The organism is Lactiplantibacillus xiangfangensis (assembly GCF_001438845.1).
Lineage (GTDB): Bacteria > Bacillota > Bacilli > Lactobacillales > Lactobacillaceae > Lactiplantibacillus > Lactiplantibacillus xiangfangensis.
On the sequence record NZ_JQCL01000035.1, the window covers coordinates 1 to 20,294 of the forward strand.

Annotated in this window: 17 protein-coding genes; 3 read left to right on the forward strand and 14 right to left on the reverse strand. The window is 45.7% G+C overall.

Annotated elements, in window-relative coordinates; genetic code table 11:
* Window positions 1-578: 578 nt before the first annotated feature.
* The 3 genes from adhE to IV64_RS03155 form a co-directional block, all read right to left on the reverse strand.
* The gene (gene adhE / locus IV64_RS03145) at window positions 579-3,182 is read right to left on the reverse strand and encodes a bifunctional acetaldehyde-CoA/alcohol dehydrogenase (RefSeq protein ID WP_083491556.1); all 2,604 of its coding nucleotides are present in this window, start codon (window positions 3,180-3,182) and stop codon (window positions 579-581) included.
* A gap of 366 nt (window positions 3,183-3,548) precedes the next feature.
* Entirely contained in the window at window positions 3,549-4,010 is a 462-nt protein-coding gene (locus tag IV64_RS03150; protein WP_057705721.1) for a universal stress protein, read from the reverse strand.
* A gap of 77 nt (window positions 4,011-4,087) precedes the next feature.
* Complete coding sequence (locus IV64_RS03155) at window positions 4,088-4,639, reverse strand: PadR family transcriptional regulator (RefSeq protein ID WP_057705722.1); 552 nt, start codon at window positions 4,637-4,639, stop codon at window positions 4,088-4,090.
* A 239-nt stretch (window positions 4,640-4,878) separates the two neighbouring features.
* Between IV64_RS03155 and IV64_RS03160 the strand changes: the two genes are divergently transcribed.
* On the forward strand, window positions 4,879-5,415 hold the full coding sequence (locus IV64_RS03160; protein ID WP_057705723.1) for a phenolic acid decarboxylase: 537 nt from the start codon (window positions 4,879-4,881) through the stop codon (window positions 5,413-5,415).
* 169 nt (window positions 5,416-5,584) lie between these two features.
* Here IV64_RS03160 and IV64_RS03165 read toward each other — a convergent pair whose 3' ends face one another.
* Together IV64_RS03165 and IV64_RS03170 are read right to left on the reverse strand one after the other, a co-directional pair.
* Entirely contained in the window at window positions 5,585-6,388 is an 804-nt protein-coding gene (locus IV64_RS03165; protein WP_057705724.1) for a 2-keto-4-pentenoate hydratase, read from the reverse strand.
* A gap of 634 nt (window positions 6,389-7,022) precedes the next feature.
* Window positions 7,023-7,496 (reverse strand): GNAT family N-acetyltransferase, encoded by a 474-nt coding sequence (locus tag IV64_RS03170; RefSeq protein WP_057705725.1) that lies wholly within the window; start codon window positions 7,494-7,496, stop codon window positions 7,023-7,025.
* A gap of 156 nt (window positions 7,497-7,652) precedes the next feature.
* Here IV64_RS03170 and IV64_RS03175 point away from each other — a divergent pair, with 156 nt between their 5' ends.
* Complete coding sequence (locus IV64_RS03175; RefSeq protein ID WP_057705726.1) at window positions 7,653-8,531, forward strand: DegV family protein; 879 nt, start codon at window positions 7,653-7,655, stop codon at window positions 8,529-8,531.
* 63 nt (window positions 8,532-8,594) lie between these two features.
* Here the strand turns inward: IV64_RS03175 and IV64_RS03180 are convergent, their stop codons facing one another.
* From IV64_RS03180 to rpmH, 9 genes are all read right to left on the reverse strand, one after another.
* Window positions 8,595-8,999: a helix-turn-helix domain-containing protein gene (locus tag IV64_RS03180; RefSeq protein WP_057705727.1), complete on the reverse strand. Its 405-nt coding sequence runs from the start codon at window positions 8,997-8,999 to the stop codon at window positions 8,595-8,597.
* Window positions 9,000-9,011: 12 nt separating this feature from the next.
* Window positions 9,012-10,328: a C1 family peptidase gene (locus tag IV64_RS03185; RefSeq protein WP_057705728.1), complete on the reverse strand. Its 1,317-nt coding sequence runs from the start codon at window positions 10,326-10,328 to the stop codon at window positions 9,012-9,014.
* A 170-nt stretch (window positions 10,329-10,498) separates the two neighbouring features.
* Complete coding sequence (gene lepB / locus IV64_RS03190; RefSeq protein WP_057705729.1) at window positions 10,499-11,086, reverse strand: signal peptidase I; 588 nt, start codon at window positions 11,084-11,086, stop codon at window positions 10,499-10,501.
* A 300-nt stretch (window positions 11,087-11,386) separates the two neighbouring features.
* Window positions 11,387-13,300, reverse strand: coding sequence for a tRNA uridine-5-carboxymethylaminomethyl(34) synthesis enzyme MnmG (gene mnmG / locus IV64_RS03200; protein ID WP_057705731.1), 1,914 nt, complete (start codon window positions 13,298-13,300; stop codon window positions 11,387-11,389).
* A gap of 20 nt (window positions 13,301-13,320) precedes the next feature.
* Window positions 13,321-14,712 carry a tRNA uridine-5-carboxymethylaminomethyl(34) synthesis GTPase MnmE gene (gene mnmE / locus IV64_RS03205; RefSeq protein ID WP_057705732.1) on the reverse strand — a complete coding sequence of 464 codons (1,392 nt, stop codon included), beginning with the start codon at window positions 14,710-14,712 and terminating at the stop codon, window positions 13,321-13,323.
* A gap of 312 nt (window positions 14,713-15,024) precedes the next feature.
* On the reverse strand, window positions 15,025-15,942 hold the full coding sequence (gene jag / locus IV64_RS03210) for an RNA-binding cell elongation regulator Jag/EloR (RefSeq protein ID WP_057705733.1): 918 nt from the start codon (window positions 15,940-15,942) through the stop codon (window positions 15,025-15,027).
* Between the two features lie 931 nt (window positions 15,943-16,873).
* Window positions 16,874-17,707 (reverse strand): membrane protein insertase YidC, encoded by an 834-nt coding sequence (yidC, locus tag IV64_RS03215; RefSeq protein WP_083491554.1) that lies wholly within the window; start codon window positions 17,705-17,707, stop codon window positions 16,874-16,876.
* 15 nt (window positions 17,708-17,722) lie between these two features.
* Complete coding sequence (rnpA, locus tag IV64_RS03220; protein WP_057705735.1) at window positions 17,723-18,067, reverse strand: ribonuclease P protein component; 345 nt, start codon at window positions 18,065-18,067, stop codon at window positions 17,723-17,725.
* Window positions 18,068-18,182: 115 nt separating this feature from the next.
* The gene (gene rpmH, locus IV64_RS14035) at window positions 18,183-18,317 is read right to left on the reverse strand and encodes a 50S ribosomal protein L34 (protein ID WP_003640225.1); all 135 of its coding nucleotides are present in this window, start codon (window positions 18,315-18,317) and stop codon (window positions 18,183-18,185) included.
* Between the two features lie 506 nt (window positions 18,318-18,823).
* Between rpmH and dnaA the strand changes: the two genes are divergently transcribed.
* Complete coding sequence (gene dnaA, locus IV64_RS03225) at window positions 18,824-20,185, forward strand: chromosomal replication initiator protein DnaA (protein WP_057705736.1); 1,362 nt, start codon at window positions 18,824-18,826, stop codon at window positions 20,183-20,185.
* The last annotated feature ends 109 nt before the right edge of the window (window positions 20,186-20,294 follow it).

The following is a 20,294-nucleotide window of genomic DNA, read 5'->3' on the forward strand; positions in this document are numbered from 1 at the left end:
TTTGTTCAGTTTTCAAAGGTCTAATTCGTTACGTTAATTCCTTAACGCAACTTAATAATCATAACATCTTAAGTTTTTCATGTCAACATCTTTTTTTCAAGAAGCAACAATCTCAATTGTCATGGCTGTCGTTGTGACAACAAAAACTATCTTACCAATTACGAAACATCTTGTCAATAACTTTTAAAAGTTATTTTGGATTATCCTAAATTAAGTGTTCAAGCTTGCTGGTTATCGCAGCAACAGCATTTACTAATTTACCAGTCTTCTCCCCCACTTGCAACCCTTAATTACTAATAACCTCAAAAAATTCTACTAAGCCGCCTTTCCCCACCTGCCGCTACACCAAGAATATTGCACTGCGCCGTCTGAATTATTCTAACTCCAATGAACCTACTAACCTAAGTTCACATAGTTTAGTTTCAAACTTAGGCATAATTAATTTCGTTTTCTTCTATATATAGTACTTAATTTCCGTCACCTGATGCTAAAACTAAAGCCCCCAAGGAAACGATGACAGTTCATCGTTCCCCTGAGGGCTCTAGTTTTAAAATGGAAGACTTAATTTAACGGCACGATTATTTTTCAGTTCCTTGGCCATCCCATTCGCGTTCCAAAATAGTCTTCAGTTCGCTAATAAGCGGTTCCCGTGGGTTAGCAGTCGTGCATTGATCTTCATAAGCTAATTCTGCTAAATGGTCAACGGATTCGTCAAAGTGCTTCTTTTCAACGCGGTTAGCCTTGAGTGACAAAGTAACATCCATTGAATGTGCTAAGTCGATGAAGGCCTTAACCAAGCTTTCCTTGAGTTCTTCGTCAGTCTTACCTGGGAAGCCAAGCGCCCGGGCAATATCCGCGTAGTCCTTCAAAGCAGTGTTGTGGTTGTACTTAGGCCACATTGCTAGCTTAGTTGGGATTTCGGCATTGTAACGAACAACTTGTGGGTAAGTGATCGCAATGGCTAACCCATGAGGTAAGTTGAATTCCCCACCAAGTTTGTGCGCAATTGAGTGGTTAATTCCCAAGAAGGCGTTCGCAAAAGCCATCCCGGCTAACGTTGATGCGTTGTGCATCTTCTCGCGGGCGTGCTTGTCGCCATCGTAAGATGCTTTCAAGTACTTGAAGGCTAACTTCAAAGCTTGAATTGACCAGCCACGGGTGTAATCCGAAGCCATCGTTGAAACGTATGATTCTGTGGCGTGGGTAATGACATCCAGCCCAGTCCAAGCAGTCGTCCGCGCCGGAACCGTTTCAACAAATTGTGGGTCAATGATCGCAACGTCTGGTTGCATTGCGTAGTCAGTGATTGGGTACTTAACGTGGGTTTGTGAGTCGGTAATAACCGCATATGGCGTTACTTCAGACCCAGTCCCAGAAGTCGTTGGAATCCCAATGTAAGTTACCTTGTTAGGTACGGGTACTTTGTAAGCACGTTTCCGGATATCCAAGAACTTTTGCTTTGCACCTAAGAAGGATGTTTCTGGATGTTCATAGAAGAGCCACATCCCTTTAGCAGCATCCATTGCGGACCCACCACCAAGGGCAATAATCGTATCTGGTTCGAAGGTCTTCATCCGAGCAACACCTTTGTAAACCGTGTCTGAAGATGGGTTTGGTTCAACTTCAGAGAAGATATCGATGTCAACGGGTTCTTTCCGCTTGTTCAAGACAGCTGTTACCCGGTCAGCATACCCAAATTTGACCATCCCAGGGTCACAAACTAGGAAAACTTTTTTGATACCAGCCATCGTTTCCAAGTAACGGAGGGAGTTCCGCTCAAAATAGACCTTGGGAGGCATCTTTACCCATTGCATATTGTTCCGACGCTTCGCAACCGTTTTGATATTGATTAAGTCGGTATCTGTAACGTTATGAGAAATCGAGTTACCACCGTATGAACCTGTCCCTAACGTCAATGATGGTTTCATGTTGTTGTAGATGTTACCAATCCCACCAACGGCAGAAGGTGTGTTGACTAAGATCCGGCAAGCAGGCATTTCAAGGCCAAATTGTTTGATCAATTCGTCATCCTTAGTGTGAATCCCAGCAGTATGGCCTAAACCACCATAATGTAGTAATTCGTTAGCCCGCTTGAAGGCTGCTTCATGAGAAGTTGCTTTGTAGACCGTCAATACTGGTGATAATTTTTCACCTGATAATGGATGTTTAACCCCAACACCATCAATTTCAGCTAAAAGCACCCGCGCGTTCTTGTCGACATCTTTTAAGCCGGCCATCTGGGCTATTTCATAAGCAGATTTCCCTGCGACTGGGCCCCGAACCGTGTGACGGTTAGGATCAATAACAGCATCACTCAATGCTTGCACGTCTTTGCTCTTAACTAAGTAGCAGCCTAAGCGTTTGAATTCCGCCATCACGTCAGCGTAGATTTCTTTGTCAATAATGGCACTGTTTTCAGAAGCACAAACCATCCCATTATCGAAAGTCTTTGAAAGAACAATGTCGTTGACAGCTTGTTTGATATCAGCAGTCTTTTCAATATAAGTAGGGCCGTTACCAGGACCAACACCTAAGGCTGGTTTACCTGATGAGTATGCGGCTGTAACCATGCTTGGGCCACCAGTAGCTAAAATCGTGGCAACGTCAGGATGGTGCATCAAATCGTTAGTTGCTTCAATGCTTGGGTGTTCGATGAACAGAACGGCATCGGCAGGGCCACCAGCAGCGGCGATTGCGGTTTGAATCACCCGGGCCGTTTCAGCACAACTCTTTTGTGCTTGTGGGTGGAACCCGAAGACGATCGTATTACGTCCCTTTAATGAAATCAAAGTTTTGAAAACGACCGTTGAAGTTGGGTTGGTTACTGGGGTAACCCCGGCAACGATCCCGACTGGTTCGGCAATCGTCATCAATTGCTTTTCATCGTCATCTTCTAAGATTCCAACGGTCTTATCATGACGGATGCTATTCCAAATGTATTCGCTTGCATAAATATTTTTAATGGCTTTGTCTTCAACCACACCACGCTTGGTTTCTTCAACGGCCATCTTGGCTAATTTCATATGATTATCCAAAGCAGCTACAGCTACTTTTTCACATAATTCATCAATTTGTTCCTGGGAGTATGATTTTAATTCAGCTAACGCCTTTTTTGAACGAGCAATGAGGTCATTAACTTCATTCGTGTTTTTGTCGGTTTTGGTTGTTTCTGTGGCTTTCATCATAAATCTGTTCCTCCATTTCAATTCCTTGTGAATTATTTTACAATCTTTATTATAGGCGACCTTGTTAAAAAATCAACAAGAAATTTAAAATTTATTGCCACCAGTTGTCGTCTGTAGCCCACATCGCCCTATTTAAAGGCGTTTTAGATTTTTAAAATAACTAAATAACAAGCTCAATCATGCACAACGGCTGCTAAACGAAATATTAAATTAACTTAATATTCCTAGTACTTTTGACACAAAGTCACGTTAATTACTGATAGCGTTGCTACTATGAGACAATCTAAGCGACAAAAAAGACTGTTCAGAAATTTTTGGATTTCTGAACAGTCTTTTTTTATTATTTTAACTCAATATCGCTGTTTATCGCACCACAATAACCGAGATTGGGGCTTTACGTGCTAACCGTGGGCCAATCGCACCCGCAATTTTCGAATGGGCAAACTGGGTATCCGCCCCCGTCACTAACAGATCAGGTTTGAATTCTGGAATCACCCGGTCCAAGATAACGTCATCCACGTCGCCGCCTTCATAAACTAAGGGTTCAACGTGGGCCACGCCTTCCGCCTCAGCCATTTTGACGTATTCCGCCACGACGTCTTCAACGTGGTGACGCTTTGCCTGAATTTTAGATGGCGTCAGTGAATCAAAAATATTGATATCTTCGCTTTCCATTACTGAGCAAATCCCCATCGGCACCGCATAATCACGCGCCAACGTGGTGGCATAACGAAACGCCCGCTCAGATGACGTGTTGTCATCCTCGTCAACGGTCAATAGTATCCGCCGATAGATTAGTGGGTCACTCATGCTTTTGCTATCCATAGAATTAACGCTCCTTAATTGACTTGAATTAGTCTGATTATCGCTATTATAACGCTTTCCTCAACTTGAGACCGCAACTATTGTTCTGCCGGGAGCGCTGCTAGAGTCTGCTTAAGCCACGTCACGTAGTAGTTTTCCCGGCCAATCGCGTGTTGCAAGATTAAATAGTGTCCGTAGTGTGCCTCAATCAATGCTTTGTCTGGGAAGACGACCGTCATCCGTTGCCGCAAATGAACCAATTTATCCGTGTGTAACCGAAGCTGCTCTTGAATCATCATTGGTAACCGCGGATCACGGTTCGAATGAATAAAGTAGAGCTTCAAAATAAATTCGTCCTTAGTTGCGGTCAAATCGGGGGTCCCGACCGTGATCCACTGGCGCAATAGCTCCGCACCCGTGGCCGTCACGTGGTACAGCTTCTTTTCCAGCTTGGCTCCACTCACCGTAATTTCGTGGGTGACGTAGCCCTGCTCCTCCAACCGTTTGAGTTGCGGATAGATTTGACTATGCTGAGCCTGCCAGAACTCACCAATTTCAGTATCAAACGCCTTGGTTAGGTCGTAGCCCGTCAACGGCTGCTGGTTAAGTAGCCCCAAAATAATAAACTGGAGTTTGTTTTTTTGTGCCATCAAAAGCCCCCCTTTGCACTCAGTATACACTCAAAACCACTCATAAGGGACATGTTTAGAATTACTGAATATTCACCCCGTTAACGCACCTAACTAAGTACGCTCATCCCCGTCTTAGCGCTTAAAATTACTTTTAGCTTGACGTTTGCCAGTCAGCGCGTTAGACTAATCACATCGTTAAATACATGTAATTATTTACACGTTAAAAATAACATAATTTGAGAAAGCAGGCTATCTACATGACAAAAACATTTAAAACTCTCGACGACTTCTTAGGCACCCACTTTATTTACACTTACGACAACGGTTGGGAATACGAATGGTACGCTAAAAATGACCATACCGTTGATTACCGAATTCACGGCGGTATGGTTGCCGGTCGCTGGGTCAAGGATCAGGAAGCAAACATTGTCATGCTCACCGAAGGTATTTACAAAGTTGCTTGGACTGAGCCAACTGGGACCGACGTTGCCTTAGATTTCTTACCAAACGAAAATAAGGTTAACGGGACCATCTTCTTCCCTAAATGGGTTCAAGAACATCCTGAGATTACCGTGACTTTCCAAAACGACCATATCGACGTCATGGAAGCCGCACGTGAAAAGTACGCCACTTATCCAAAATTAGTTGTCCCTGAATTTGCAACCATCACTTACGCTGGTGACGCGGGTCAAAATAACGATGACGTCATCGCAGAAGCCCCATATGAAGGTTTACCCGATGACATCCGTAACGGCAAGTACTTCGACCAAAACTATCACCGTTTAAACAAATAAAACCTTACTATAGAAACAACCGGTACAGTTCAACCGGTTAAAATAGTAACTATTATCAAAACAAGCCTTACTAGCAATGATTTTAATCACTGTTAGTAAGGCTTGTTTTGGCTTCAATTCATTTTATTAGTAGCGTGCGAATGTTTCACGTGAAACATTCCATACACCTTTAATCGGCCGTTACGTCCAACTGAACGTTACCGAGTTCATGGTCAAAGTCCGCTTGCCAGTGTCCCGTCGTTAAATGTGGTGGTAGCACGAAGGTCCCTGAAGAAACCCGCTGACCAGCCGTCACCGCTTTGCCCTGAGCATCTAATTTCGAGACTAACCACTGTAAGGACTTCAGCGGGTTACCTAACACCTCACTCGCCGCGCCATCGACCAGCTTCTCACCGTCATGCCACAGTGTGCAGTGTGGCGTCGCAACGTCTTCGACTGAACTAAAACGTTGATCCGTGTCTAGTTCGGTGCCATAAACGACTAAGCCCCCGACCGCGGCATCCGCCACAACCAAATTTTTGGCTAAGTCTGGGAACCAGTCAGCAAACCGTGAGTCCGGTAATTCTAAGCCCGGTGCAACCGTTGTTTTATGCCATAAGTCTTCCAGACTATCCGTCGCAGCTAATTTCTCTTTAGCCTTAAAGACCAATTCAACTTCCACTAGTGGTGACATCATTGCCCCTTGGCGTACTGTCGCCGGCGCTGCTAAGAAGTGATTCGCAACCTGGGCCCCGTACAGTGGCGAATCGGCATCAAACATCTTTTGCGTCGTCGCACTCGTCAATGAGACTTTGTACCCGCCAACGGGTTGATTTTTTAAGGTCGTTAGTTCCGCTTGCACTCGGTAAGCCGCGTCTTCACCCGCGAGTTGCGTCGTGAAATCATTCGCGTTAAGCGCGTGTTTTGTCTGATACGCATTAAAAAGTTGTTGTGCTAATTGGTTTTCCGTTTCAGTCATTGTGGTAGTTGTCATAAGCTATTCCTCCGTATGTGTATGTTTTGTCCAATTGCTACTATGTGTTACTGCTATGTGTCGCATGAATTGCGCTTGTTTCTCAATATGTGTTTTGTGACTTCATTATGTGTTAACGTTCGGTACTAAACTATGTGTTGAATCAATCTTACGCAACCATCTCGAGGATGGTTCTTCCTAAAACGCGGCTAGTCATCGTTGCCCACACTTGTCGATCACTAGCCACCTGAATGTCCGATTTCATCATCCTCACCACCTTTAAATTCAATCAAAAAAACGTCCTTTAACTAACTCATTCGAGTCAATTAAAGGACGTTTTAAACGGGGTACCACCTTTATTCGTGCTTGCTTCACAACAAGCACCTCAACGTACGGCACAAATGCGCGATACGCCGGTATACTAATGGGTACCATCCAGCGTCTTCTCCAACCAATCTTCGAGACGCAACTCCGAGGTGATCCGTACCAAGTTGTCTTGACTGCCTTTCACCAATCCGCAGCTCGCTGACTAACAATCTTAATACCGTTCCTCATCACAGTTTTTAATCTAAATTTAATTAATGTTTAGAGCTTAATCCTGGATTAGCGGGATGTCAACTCAAAAATTAAAAAAAGATTAGATTTTTTATCACCCTTATTCTGGATGTGCTTCTAAATCGACAAGTGCGATATATTGATCGACCCTGGTATCGCGTAACGTGTAATTTGGCGGCAACGCATTCCGGTCCGCCTTAACAATTTGAAAGCCAACCTGGTCGTAAAATTTTAACGCGGGTTCGTTAGCCATGACGCACTTTAAGGTTAATGGTTCGGTCGCATATTGGCGCATCTCTTCTAATAAACTTTCGCCCACCTTCAAGTGCCGAAAATCCGGTGCTACGAATAGGAGGTGAATAAAGTTAGCTAATCGGTATAGCGAACAAAAACCAGCGCGTTGGCCATTTACCCACGCAACCAGCACAAATTCGCCGCGACTATCATGTTCGAAGTCTTTCAGTTGCGGTGAGACGACCCACGGAAAATCTTGCTGACGGTCAATCAAGTAGATTTGTGCCAACGCTGCTTGGTCCGCTGCCGTCGCCGCCTTGATTTCAACTTTTGCTGTCATGTGCATCCCTTCCCCAATTTTAGTTGTTCTTATTATGCCGGTTCTTGTTTTTAATTACAATCCTCACGGGCCCCACTGCCGGCGTCCGTGCTAGATTCGCAAGGTCACAAGCGGTATAATACTACTTAATTCTTTCACAACGAAAGTGGGGTAACCATGAAAACCGCAATTGTTACGGATAGTGCCAGCTACTTATCAACTGCTGACATCCAAAAGTACAACATTCACGTCGTTCCGATCACGGTCATTTTCGGGAAACAAACTTATTTAGAAAACGTTGAAATCACATCCAAACAGTTCTACGAACGGATGCGGACGACACCGGAGCTACCGACGACGACGCAGATTACCCTCGGGCAAATGCAAACAATGTATGATCAATTAGCAGCGGAAGGGTACGACGCAGTCATTAGCATCCACCTTTCCTCTGGAATCACGAGTTTCATTACCAACCTTGAGAGCTACTTGCCCAATGTCACTAATATTCGCGTTTACCCGTTTGATTCAAAAATCACAGCGGCTGGTGAAGCTTACATGGTCCTACTGGCTGCAAAGTTAATCGCTGCCGGATATACGCCTGAACAAGTTCTTGACCAACTAGTAAATATCCGGGATACAACCCAAGTTTACTTCGTCGTTGATAACCTTAGCCACCTCGTTCGAACCGGCCGTTTATCCAATGCATCCGGCCTCGTTGGTAACTTGCTCCGCATTAAACCCGTGTTAACTTTTGAGGACGGCAAAATCGTCGCCATTGAAAAGGAACGGACCATGCGCCGCGCCTACGCTGCCATCAAAGCAAAGCTCGCTGCAGCAATCGAAGCTGCGGATTACCCCCTCCGAGTCACTATCGAAAACGGGAATAATCCCAAGTTACAGGCTGAATGGACCGCTGATTTAACAGCGTCCTTCCCCGACTTAACCATTGACGAAGGTGAAATTGGCCCAGTGGTCGGCGTCCACGTTGGTGAGGGCGTGATGGGTCTCATCTGGGCAAAAGACTGGGAAAAGTGGCCCCTCGACAAAATTAACTAATCATTTAATATCATCATAAAAGGGAACCATCCGCAGTACGTGACTGTGGTGGCTCCCTTTTTACTAGGCTTTACGTTTTTTTGATTTCTTTTTCTTCTTTTTAGCTTTACGCTTCGGTGCCGGTTCAGTTTCTTTTTGTAGCAACCGGCGCCCCTTTTTTACTAATTTCGCCCGTTGTGCTTCATCTAGCTGTTCCCAGATTGAAACTAATTCGGGATCAACCACCGTAGCTGGTTCAGTTACGGCCGCTGCCTGTGGGGCCTGGACGTCACTCGTTCCAAGCAACCACTCCGCATCAACTTGTAAGGCATCCGCCAAAGTTGCGACCTTATCTTGCTTGGCCACGTATTTACTACTGAGCCACTGGCTGATCGATGAACGACCAATCCCAGTCTGCTTCGCCAGTTGCGCGGACGTCACGTCTGCTTGTTGCATCGCGGTCTTTAAACGATCAGCAAATACTCCCATTACCGCGGCCCCCTAACTCAACGGATCCCAGGCCGGCAAGCGCCGGGCTGGTTCCGTTAGCAACGCTTGAAATTCAGGCGCTAAGAACTGCTTATGCACGACAACTTCGTAAACGTACGCATCGAACCACTCCTGCGTCATCACAAAGTAGCCCTTATCACCGTTTTCAACACCCCAACTATTCTCAACCTTCCACTTAGTTGGTGTCTCGTTGACCAGATCAACGCCGGTCAGGGTCATTGCGTGACTCACTTCACCTTCACCCGTCAATAACCGTTGGGCTTTTGTCATATGGCCGTTAATGCCGAATAACTTGGCGGATTCAAATAGGTGCGCATCAAGGTAGCCGGCTTTACGATCCATTTGCCGTAAAACGTCGTTTCCAAACCAGATCGTTTCACCAGACTTCAATTGTTGGACCGCGACGTCCGTTAAAACGCCCATGTCAACGTTCAAAAATTCAATCGGTTTGCCGCCAATGATATTGTCTTCATCCGGCAAACTATAGAGCTGGTTGAACGGCTTATCGGGTGAGTTAGTAACGACCACGTAATCGTCCAAATCAGTGTCAAAATAGTCCTGATAAAACTGTTGTGGCGTTAAGTTAGCCGTGCGGTGGTACTGATGTTCATCATCGCGGTATTCTAGGTCAAAATGAGTCGGTGGCTCGCCAAAGGAATAGGCCGCCATCCGGTATACTTCCTGCAGCATACTCTTCTCGAGTGACTGTAACTCCGCTTCATTAGCGCCATTCATCACTAACTGCCGTAATTTCAAGCCATCCTTACGTAGCTTACGTGACAAGACTTCCTGAAATTCAGACGTGTTATCGGTGTTATAAGTTTCTGGCATCACGCTGGCGGGTACGACCCCGTACTTTTGGACGAGACTCGCCGCCATCGCCCATTGGCCACCATCTTCACCCGGGTTATCAAATAAAAACTGGACTAACCGGTCGTTGATTGGCTGCCGCGCCGTCTGTTCAACATTGCGGTAAAAAATATTGGCGCGTTCAATTTTATCCCAGAAAAATAAGTAATTTTCGGATAATTCAAAATCTTTAACGTGGTACTTCGTCGCAAATTTATGCCGTAACGTATTTAACAGTGAGAATTCCCAGCACCGTCCGCTGTGTTTCTGGTTGCTGACTTTGCCCGTTGGAACTTCTACTGAAAACGTCCGGTCCAAACGACTAGCGGCTTGATTATCAAAGCTGGCCGCCTTAATCCCATTTTTAGTGATGGTCCGGGTCAAAACCGGTGCGCTCGGATCTTCCGCGTGCTTGGCTCGCAATGCGGCTAACGCTTTTTGTGTTAATTTTGTTGCCATGTGCGTTCCCTCCATCAATGATTAATTTAATACAATGTCATGTCACTTAATATTGTTACCATTCTAGGCTTGTTACCGCTTAAATTCAATCAGAAAGCCGATTTTGTTTACTTTTCTGAACTCTAAGATTAAAAAAAAGAGGCTACTATATGATAGCAGTCTCGTTCAGCTTAATAGCCGATTACATTTACATTGTGACGCCTGGTTGCGTGCGAATCCCAGATAGGAATCTTAACAACGCCAATCACGCGGTTCGCCGGGACGAAGCCCCAGTACCGACTGTCATTAGAAACTGACCGGTGATCCCCCAACACGAAGTAGTTATTCTTGGGCACCTTAGTCGTCTTTAAGACCCAATTGTTCCGATTGGACAAGGCAGCAATATCCCAATTTCCCGTCCCCTGTGTCCGTTCAAACTGGCTAATGAACTTCTGTGAGATGGCCTTGCCGTTCACGAAAATCTTGCCGTCTTGCGCGCGAACGGTATCACCCGGCATCCCGATCACCCGTTTGACGTACTTCACATTTTTTGACGTCGCATCCGGATCAACTTTGTACGCGTTGAACACGATCACGCTTAAATGTTTGATCTGCGCCGTTTTAACGACCGCTACCCGTTCATTATTCTCTAAGTTAGGCTCCATTGACGGTCCATCTACACGAACCATTGTGAAGACGTAGTGCCGGATGACCGTGGCAACGAGCAACCCCACTACGATAGGCAGCACCCAGCTCATAATATTCTTGAAAGTTTTCATTCCGTTGCTCCCTTTAGCCCCTTATAACTTCCAATTATTATAATCCAATTAATGGCGCTTGTCTGTGAATGATTAACCGTTTTTACAAAAATTATCCTTATCTCTAAAATGGGACAAGCCTCAAAAAAGCCATTCAGAAATATTTCCGAATGGCTTTTTCCTATTGTTATGGTCGAAACGTGGTCCAAAAGGCAATTTGCTCCGCTTAACGTGAAATCAGCGACCATTCCAAACCTGGGAATAGTCGCTGATTTCACGTTAATGCTCACAAACTAATCGCCTTCTGGACCACTCTTTTAATTAATCTTGAACCTTAGCAATCCGGCCCTGTTGAATGTAAACACTCAAGATGGCGATGTCAGCGGGGTTGACCCCACTAATCCGGGAAGCTTGGGCAATGGTTGTGGGTTGAATCTTCTTTAGCTTTTGGTGTGCTTCAGTGGCTAGCCCATCAATGGCATCGTAGTCAATCCGGTCAGGAATCTTCTTGGCTTCCATCTTCTTCAGATGTTCAACCCGTTCTTCCGCCTTCATGATATAACCAGCGTACTTGATCTGGATTTCAACTTGTTCAATGATGTGGCGTTCCAATGGTTCTGGTGCTGCCGGCACAAACTTCATCAAATCAGCATAGCTTACTTCTGGCCGCTTCAAAAAATCAGCTGCCAACACGCCGTCCTTTAATTCACCGGAGTTATGTGCCCGTAAAAAGGCGTTAACTTCATCACTTGGCTTAATTCGGAACTTGCCTAAACGGTCAAGTTCATCTTGAATAGCTTGTCGTTTTGCTTCAAACGCAGCGTAACGATCGTCATCAATCAGACCAAGTTCGTGACCCTTATCGGTTAAACGTAAGTCCGCGTTATCATGGCGCAAGATCAACCGGTATTCGGCACGGCTCGTCAACAAACGATAAGGTTCGTTCGTTCCCTTGGTCACCAGGTCATCGATCATTACACCAATGTAGGCGTCACTCCGCTTCAGCGTAAACTGACCGCGGTCTAACGCACGTAAACCAGCGTTGATCCCAGCAATCAAGCCTTGGCCAGCGGCTTCTTCATAGCCGGAAGTCCCGTTAGTTTGTCCCGCGGTATACAAGTTCTTAACCCGCTTCGTTTCTAGGGTCGCCTTTAATTGGTAAGGTGCGACCACGTCATATTCAATCGCGTAACCAGGGCGCATCATTTCAGCATCTTCTAGTCCCTTAATTGAATGTAAGATTTCTTGTTGGACTTCTTCTGGCATCGAAGTTGATAAACCTTGAACGTACCATTCATCGGTATTCCGACCTTCAGGTTCCAAGAAGAGTTGGTGCCGCTTCTTATCCGCAAACCGGACAATCTTATCTTCGATCGATGGGCAATAACGAGGGCCTACCCCTTCAATCACACCGGTAAACATCGGCGCACGGTCGAGGTTTTCACGGATGATTTGGTGGGTTGTTTCGTTCGTATACGTCAACCAGCAAGATAACTGGTGCTTTAAGTCGAGGTAATCCTGATCCTTCGTTTCAAAACTAAAGTGATGTGGTTCTGGATCACCAGGTTGTTCTTCCGTCACGCTGTAGTCAATCGTATTCCCATCAACCCGTGGCGGTGTCCCAGTCTTGAACCGCTCCAGGTCGAAGCCTAGCCGTTCCAAATCGCCAGACAACTTCATGGCTGGCTGTGAATTATTAGGACCTGAAGAATACATCAATTCACCGATGATGATCTTCCCACGTGCCGCCGTTCCAGTCGTCAAAACAACACTCTTGGCGCTGTAACGGGCACCAGTATTGGTGATAACCCCTTTACAAATACCGTCTTCCACGATTAACCCGTCAACGATTCCTTGACGAAGTGTCAGGTTCTTTTCGCGTTCAATCGTGTGCTTCATTTCTGAATGGTAGGCATGCTTATCAGCTTGTGCCCGTAATGCTCGGACAGCTGGGCCCTTACCAGTATTTAGCATCCGCATCTGGACGTAGGTTTTATCGATGTTGCGGCCCATTTCGCCACCTAACGCATCGATTTCACGAACGACAATCCCCTTAGCAGGGCCACCGACGGACGGGTTACAAGGCATAAACGCAACCATGTCCAAATTAATAGTCATTAGTAGGGTTCGGTTACCCATCCGGGCTGCGGCTAACGCAGCTTCTGAACCAGCGTGTCCCGCCCCAACGACGATCACGTCGTAGTCGCGGCCCTGGTACTGCTTTACTTCTGTCATGATAATTTTTTCCTCCTACACTACTTGCCTAAACAGAATTGGCTAAATAGCTGGTCTAATAATTCATCTTCGTAACTGTCCCCGGTAATTTGTCCCAGAAATTCCCAACAACGGGTCATATCAATTTGTACTAGGTCGACCGGCATCCCGGCTGCAATCCCCGTTTGGACGTCTTGCAACGCCTGCTTAGCCTGATTTAACAGACCAATATGTCGCGCATTAGTGACCATCACACTGTTTTGACTGCTTTCGATACCTTCACTGAAGAACATCTTGGCAATCCGTTGTTCCAGTTGTTCAACACCCGCTTGTTGGAGCACCGACATGCTTAAAACGTCTTTTAAGTCGACGTTTTTAGCGAGTTCGTCCTGATCCAACTGGGCTGGTAAGTCCGTTTTGTTTAGGATGACAATCCGCTTAGAAGTACTCGTTTCCTTCAAAAGCGCACGGTCTTCCGCGGTTAGCGGTTGACTGTTATCTAAAACTAACAAGACCAAATCGGCCGCACCAATCGCTTTACGACTGCGTTCAACACCGATTTTTTCGACCTTATCTTCAGTATCCCGAATTCCGGCCGTATCAACTAATTTTAGCGGCACACCGCGAACGTTGACGTATTCTTCAATCACGTCACGCGTCGTCCCGGCAACGTCGGTCACGATGGCTTTGTCTTCGTGAAGCAAGTGATTTAACAGACTTGATTTACCAACGTTTGGCCGGCCAATAATCGCCGTCGCTAACCCTTCACGGAGCACTTTTCCTTGCTTCGCCGTGGCCAATAATTGATCAATACTTTGACCAACTTCAGTCGCCTTTTCTTTCAGCATCTTGGTCGTCATCGCTTCAACCGCGTCATATTCGGGGTAGTCGATATTGACTTCGACTTGTGCCAAGACGTCTAAAATATCTTGACGGAGGTGCCGAATCAGTTTAGATAAATCGCCATCTAACTGGTTCAACGCAACCTTCATTGATTTGTCCGTCTTAGCTCGAATCAAGTCCATGACGGCTTCAGCCTGTGACAAGTCCAACCGACCGTTTAAGAACGCCCGCTTCGTGAACTCGCCCGGCTCTGCCATTCGCGCACCGTGACTTAAAATCAGTTGCAAGATTTCATTCGTCGCGACTAAGCCCCCGTGGCAGTTAATTTCAATAACGTCTTCTCGCGTATACGTTTTAGGTGCCCGCATAACGGAAGCCATCACTTCATCAACTTCTTGTTGGGTGTCAGGGTCAATAATATGCCCGTAATTAATCGTGTGCGATTTAGCTTTGCTTAAATCCTTGCCTTTAAATATCTGGGAAACGACGTTAAACGTCTGGTCCCCGCTAATCCGAATAATTGAAATTCCACCTTCACCAGGTGGCGTAGAAATCGCCGCGATCGTATCAAATTCCGTGGTTGTTGGCATCACTCATCATGTCCTTTCTTGAACGTTGACTACCCCGTGCGTTTACCCCACGGTTTAGCTGTCAATACAAACGATTTATTTAAGCGCAAACGAGTGATAAAACCCGTTATACCGCCTAATACCATACCAAAAATACTTACAATTAGTTAATAATATGTCCTAAAGTGCAGAAAAAAAGCGCCTAGTCCACGCCACCTTAAAGCGTGGATAAAGCACTTTGACTACTTTATCTAAAAGATAAGAATGATTAATACTTACTATAATAGCTCAATAGTCGTTTGTCAAACGCCTGTTTGCGTTCTCTAAACTGGACTATTTCCGGATAGCAACAACCACGGCCCGGTGCGGATCACGCCCCTCTGAAAAAGTCGTTACGTGACGATTATTCGCTAGTTCGGCGTGAATAAGCTTCCGTTCAAACGATGGCATGGGATCTAAAAAGACTTGTTTGCCCGTCGCAATCACTTCCCGCGCGGTGCTTTCCGCTAACCGTTTTAACGTTGCTTCCCGGCGGTCCCGGTAATCGTCTACGTCTAAGACCACGTTGACGTGTGACGCCCCGTGATGGTTCATGTAGACCTGTGCCAAATCTTGTAAAGCGTTGATTGTCCGGCCGTGTTTCCCAATCAGCAAGCCTTGTTTAGCGGTATCAAAATTCAACGTTGCGTACCGGTTACCAAAATCAACGTCAAGATCAGCCGTAATCCCTAATTTTTTAACAACTTCGAGTAAATAAGCGCTCAAGTCACGGACCGCTTGCTCGTTGGCTGCTTGGCGCGCGGCAATTTCTTCTGGTGAACGCGTAGATTCCTGTGCCGCTGGTTTAGCATCTACTTGAACGTCCGCCGCAGCTTTAACACTGGCCTTTGATTTCTTGGCAGGTGCCTGTGATTTAGCGGACTTCGATTTTGCAGGCTTCGTGGTAACCGTTGCTGCGGAAGCGACGATTGGCGCTGCTTGAGCCACCGTTGGTAATGGATCGGCACTAAGCGGCGCACTCGTCGGGGCCGTTGTTGGTGCAACCGTGGTAGCGGTCGTGGGTGCATTCGTCGATGCTGCGGAGGTTGGCACCACCGTTAAACGCACTTGTGCAGGCTGCTTTCCCAGACCTAAGAAACCCTTCTTAGGTTCTGCGACCACTTCAATCGTCACTTGATCACGAGTGCGTTGCATTTGTTTTAGACCAGCCGTAATTGCGGCTTCGACGGTATTACCTTCAAATACTGTCATAACGTTATTATCCTCCTCATAAAAAATACCTGCGTCCATTATAGCATTACCATTCAACCAACGCGCTAGGAAGGTTAACCCCACTAAAGTATGAAAGCCCTGAACTTATCGATACTTCCATGCTATCAATGAAATTTTTTGCTGAGCCTGCCGCTTCGTCAGTCAGAACCAGTGTGCTAAGGGGGGCGGTTTCAGCCAAAGTACGGTCTGAAACCTCACTTCAAGGCCGATACCCCACGTCTTTGAAGTGCCCCGCAAGATTAGTGCAAAGCCCGCCCACTAATCTTGCCGACACAGCACACCATTCTGCCTGCCTTCGCTAAAATAGCCTTACTATTGATATTGCTATCAGCACCGAACGGACCAGATTTTCATAATCGTAGCCGCCGTCCAAAGTACAAATTTATGTAAGTAACTCAAGGTTGAAAGCATTAAATTAGCCAGAAGCGACAATTTTACCGACTTTGTTAGTGCTAGTATGTTGCCAATATTAGTTGTTATTCCTAAACCAATTGCTTCGTCAGGCAGAATAATCTTACTATTGTTATTTTCATCAGATAATCGGAGGCCGCAACTGATGACATCGGTCGTGAAGGTGGTGTTGGCGCGGCGCTTTTTTTGCCGGGCTTACACCACGGACGGTCCGGGACAATTACGCCTTTTGCAATCGTTCCGGGCGAGGGACTAGACCGCTCCCCAGGCTAGACCCGGTCCCACGACCGCATGTCATCAGTGGCGACCGGAATAGCTTATAAACGCTAATTTTGTTGGTCCAGATATTGACGCAACAGTAACTAATCCTTAAATTTAAGTTTTAACCTTCAGTAAGTAAACGTTATTGACCGTTTAGTAAACATGAATTCACAGATTCCATTTTCTGGATTTTAGGCCAACAAAAAAGACCCGCCACACATGGCAGGTCCATTTGTATTTAACGTTTATGATTGCGAACCGCACGTTTTCTTGCTTTATCAAGTGCTCGTTGACGATCGCGTTCTTTTTGCTTCTTTTCCGCCCGTTCGCGATTAATCTTGAATGGGTTTTGTAGTAACAAGGTCTGTCCAACTTGGAACGCGTTGGAGATCACCCAGTATAACGACAACGCAGATGGTACGTTGATGGCAGTGATTAAGATAACCACTGGCATTAAGTACGTCATTGACGTCGTCATACCGTTTTGCTCTGGTTGCGACTTCATCGCTAACCACGAACTAGCAAACGTAAAGATCGCCGCTAGGATCGGTAAAACGTAGTACGGGTCTTTGTTACCTAATTGAAGCCATAGGAACGTTCCGCTCTTCAAGACTTGCGTCCGCCAGATGGCTTGGTACAACGCAATCAGGATTGGCAATTGAACTAGTAATGGCAACATGCTAGCCATCGGATGAACGCCGTGCTTAGCGTACAGCTGCTTCATCTCGGCTTGTAGTTTTTGCTGAGTTTCCACATCGCGTGAAGAATATTTCTTTTGAATCGCCTTCAACTGCGGTTGGATCTCTTGCATTGCTACCATGTTACGGGTTTGGAAGATCATCAATGGAAGAATGATGATCCGGATAATCAACGTAAAGAGGATAATCCCCATCCCGTAACTTTGACCAAACAAGTTTGATAACCAAATAATCGCCCGTGAGAAGTTCAAGATGATTAAGCCATCCCAAAATCCGGTGCTCTTATCCGTAATCGGGGTATTGCTACACCCGGTCAAAACTAGTGCGATCGCTAGTACGGCCAGCATTGCCAGTATTCTTCTGTACTTTTTCAAACGAATGTCCTCACTTTAATCATTGTCCAGCAGGTGCGCTAGCTTTAGCGCATGGCTTAGATAAGCTTTGGTTTCGGCTTGCGACTTACCGGCAACGGTTGGTCGGGCAATGACGAGGAAGTCGGCATCTTGTTTAAGCTGCGGCTTTAACTCGGTGATTGATTGCCGAACCCGGCGCTTGACCCAATTACGGGCAACGGCATTCCCAATCTTTTTACCGACTGAGATGCCCACCCGAAAATGGGGTTGCTCCGGTTTTTCCAAAACGTAAATGACAAATTGACGATTGGCATACGAGTTGCGGGTCTCAAAAACTTGCTGAAATTCAGTTTCCTTTTTCACCCGATATGATTTTCGCATAATCCATCTCCATGTGTGCGCTCAAGCTAACCTGAGCGAATTGCTACATAACTTTACAGTCCTAGACTAATGAAGGTCTAGGACTGTAAAGAAAAAGCCACTGATTATCAGTGGCCTATGCAGACAATACTTTTCTGCCTCGTTGGCGTCGACGGGCTAACACTTTACGGCCATTGCTGGTGCTCATCCGTTTGCGGAAACCATGGACACGTTGACGATGCCGCTTCTTTGGTTGGTAAGTTCTCTTCATCATGACACCTCCTTCTCCATAATGACATGAATCAATTCGATTAAGTCGTTATTTTCAAAACGCAGTCTAATCCTAAACGCATTTCCTGACTACTATAGCATATATTATTTAATTTGAAAACCGGAAAATAGAATTTTCACCCCTAAATTTGCGGAAATTTTAGTAGGGAACTCGTGAGTAACCTTGTGGATTGTCCAAACCTAACTTTCCGTTATTCGCAGGCCGTCCACAACCCTTTCCACAAAATCACGGGGTGTGATTAAGTTATGCACAGGGCATTTATCTGGTGTGTATAACTCTTAGAAACGTTATCATAGCAACCCTAGTTTTAAACTTGTTTTTGTGGATAACTCTTAGTCATTTTATTTTCGAGTTTCTTTTCGACAGCCTGTGTATATTCCGTAAACACCCTGTGAATTATTCTAACTTTCACTTGTCCACCTGTGGAAAACTATAAATGTTCATGCTAAAATGGAATTACGTTTTTTAAGAAAAGGGGTATCCACGTGCTGGAACTTAATAACTTATGGAATCTCATTAAGTTCTCTTTGGAACAAGATCTCTCAGATATCACGTTCCAAACGTTTGTCGCGCCGGCAAAACCGCTCCAACTAGATAATTCCCAAATGACGATCGAGGTACCAACGTCTTTACACCGCGATTATTGGGAAAAAAATCTGGCCGCTAAATTTACAGACCTTGCAATGGAAGCGACCCACGAGCAGATTCGTCCGGTCATGATAACGGAAGAAGAACGTCAGCAGCTTACGAAAAATTCGCAAGCCGACACCGGTAACGTTGCGATTGGTAAATCGACCACCGCAACTACCCCCACATTTATGCGGGAAACGAAACTCAACCCGAAATATACATTTGATACTTTCGTGATTGGCAAGGGGAACCAAATGGCCCACGCCGCTGCGTTAGTTGTGTCGGAAGAACCCGGGACAATGTATAATCCGTTGTTTTTCTACGGGGGCGTTGGTCTGGGGAAAACCCACCTAATGCACGCTATCGGCAACAAATTATTGGAGACAGATCCCACTCGGAACGTTAAATACGTCACCAGTGAGTCTTTTACTAATGAATTGATCAACGCGATCCAGACGAAGAAGCAAGAAGCGTTTCGAGAAGAATACCGCAACGTTGATCTTTTGCTGGTTGACGATATTCAATTCTTTGCCAATAAGGAAGCAACTCAAGAAGAGTTCTTCCATACATTCAACGCGTTATATGAAGATGATAAACAAATCGTCTTGACATCTGACCGATTGCCCAACGAGATTCCGCAATTGCAAGATCGTTTAGTATCGCGCTTCAAATGGGGGCTATCCGTTGATATTACGCCGCCGGATCTCGAAACCCGGATCGCAATTTTACGGAACAAAGCTAACTTGGAAAAAATCGAAATTCCCGACGATACGCTTAGTTATATCGCCGGCCAAATTGATTCAAACGTTCGTGAACTTGAAGGGGCTTTAGCCCGCGTTCAAGCTTATTCGAAACTAAACAACTCACGGATCACGACTAGTTTAGTCGCGGATGCGTTGAAGAGTTTGCATCTCAGCAGTAAACTATCAGAAGTCTCGATCCCCGTCATTCAGGAAAAGGTCGCCAAGTACTACCACGTTACAATGGCCGAGCTTAAGGGGAAAAAGCGCAATAAACAAATCGTGACACCACGGCAAATCGCGATGTACCTGTCACGCGAATTAACTGATAGTTCGCTACCACGAATCGGTAACGAGTTTGGCGGTAAGGATCACACGACGGTTATTCACGCGTATGATAAAATCGAAGCGGCCCTTAAAACAGACCCAGAATTGCAAAAAGCAATCGGTGATCTGAAAGGACAGCTAAAAGCTTAGTGTGGATAAAATTGAATAAGTCCTAAAGTTTTCCACAACTTATGCACATGTGGAAAACTTTGTAACGACTGGCTTCTTTATACTTTTCCACATTACCCACCGCCCTACT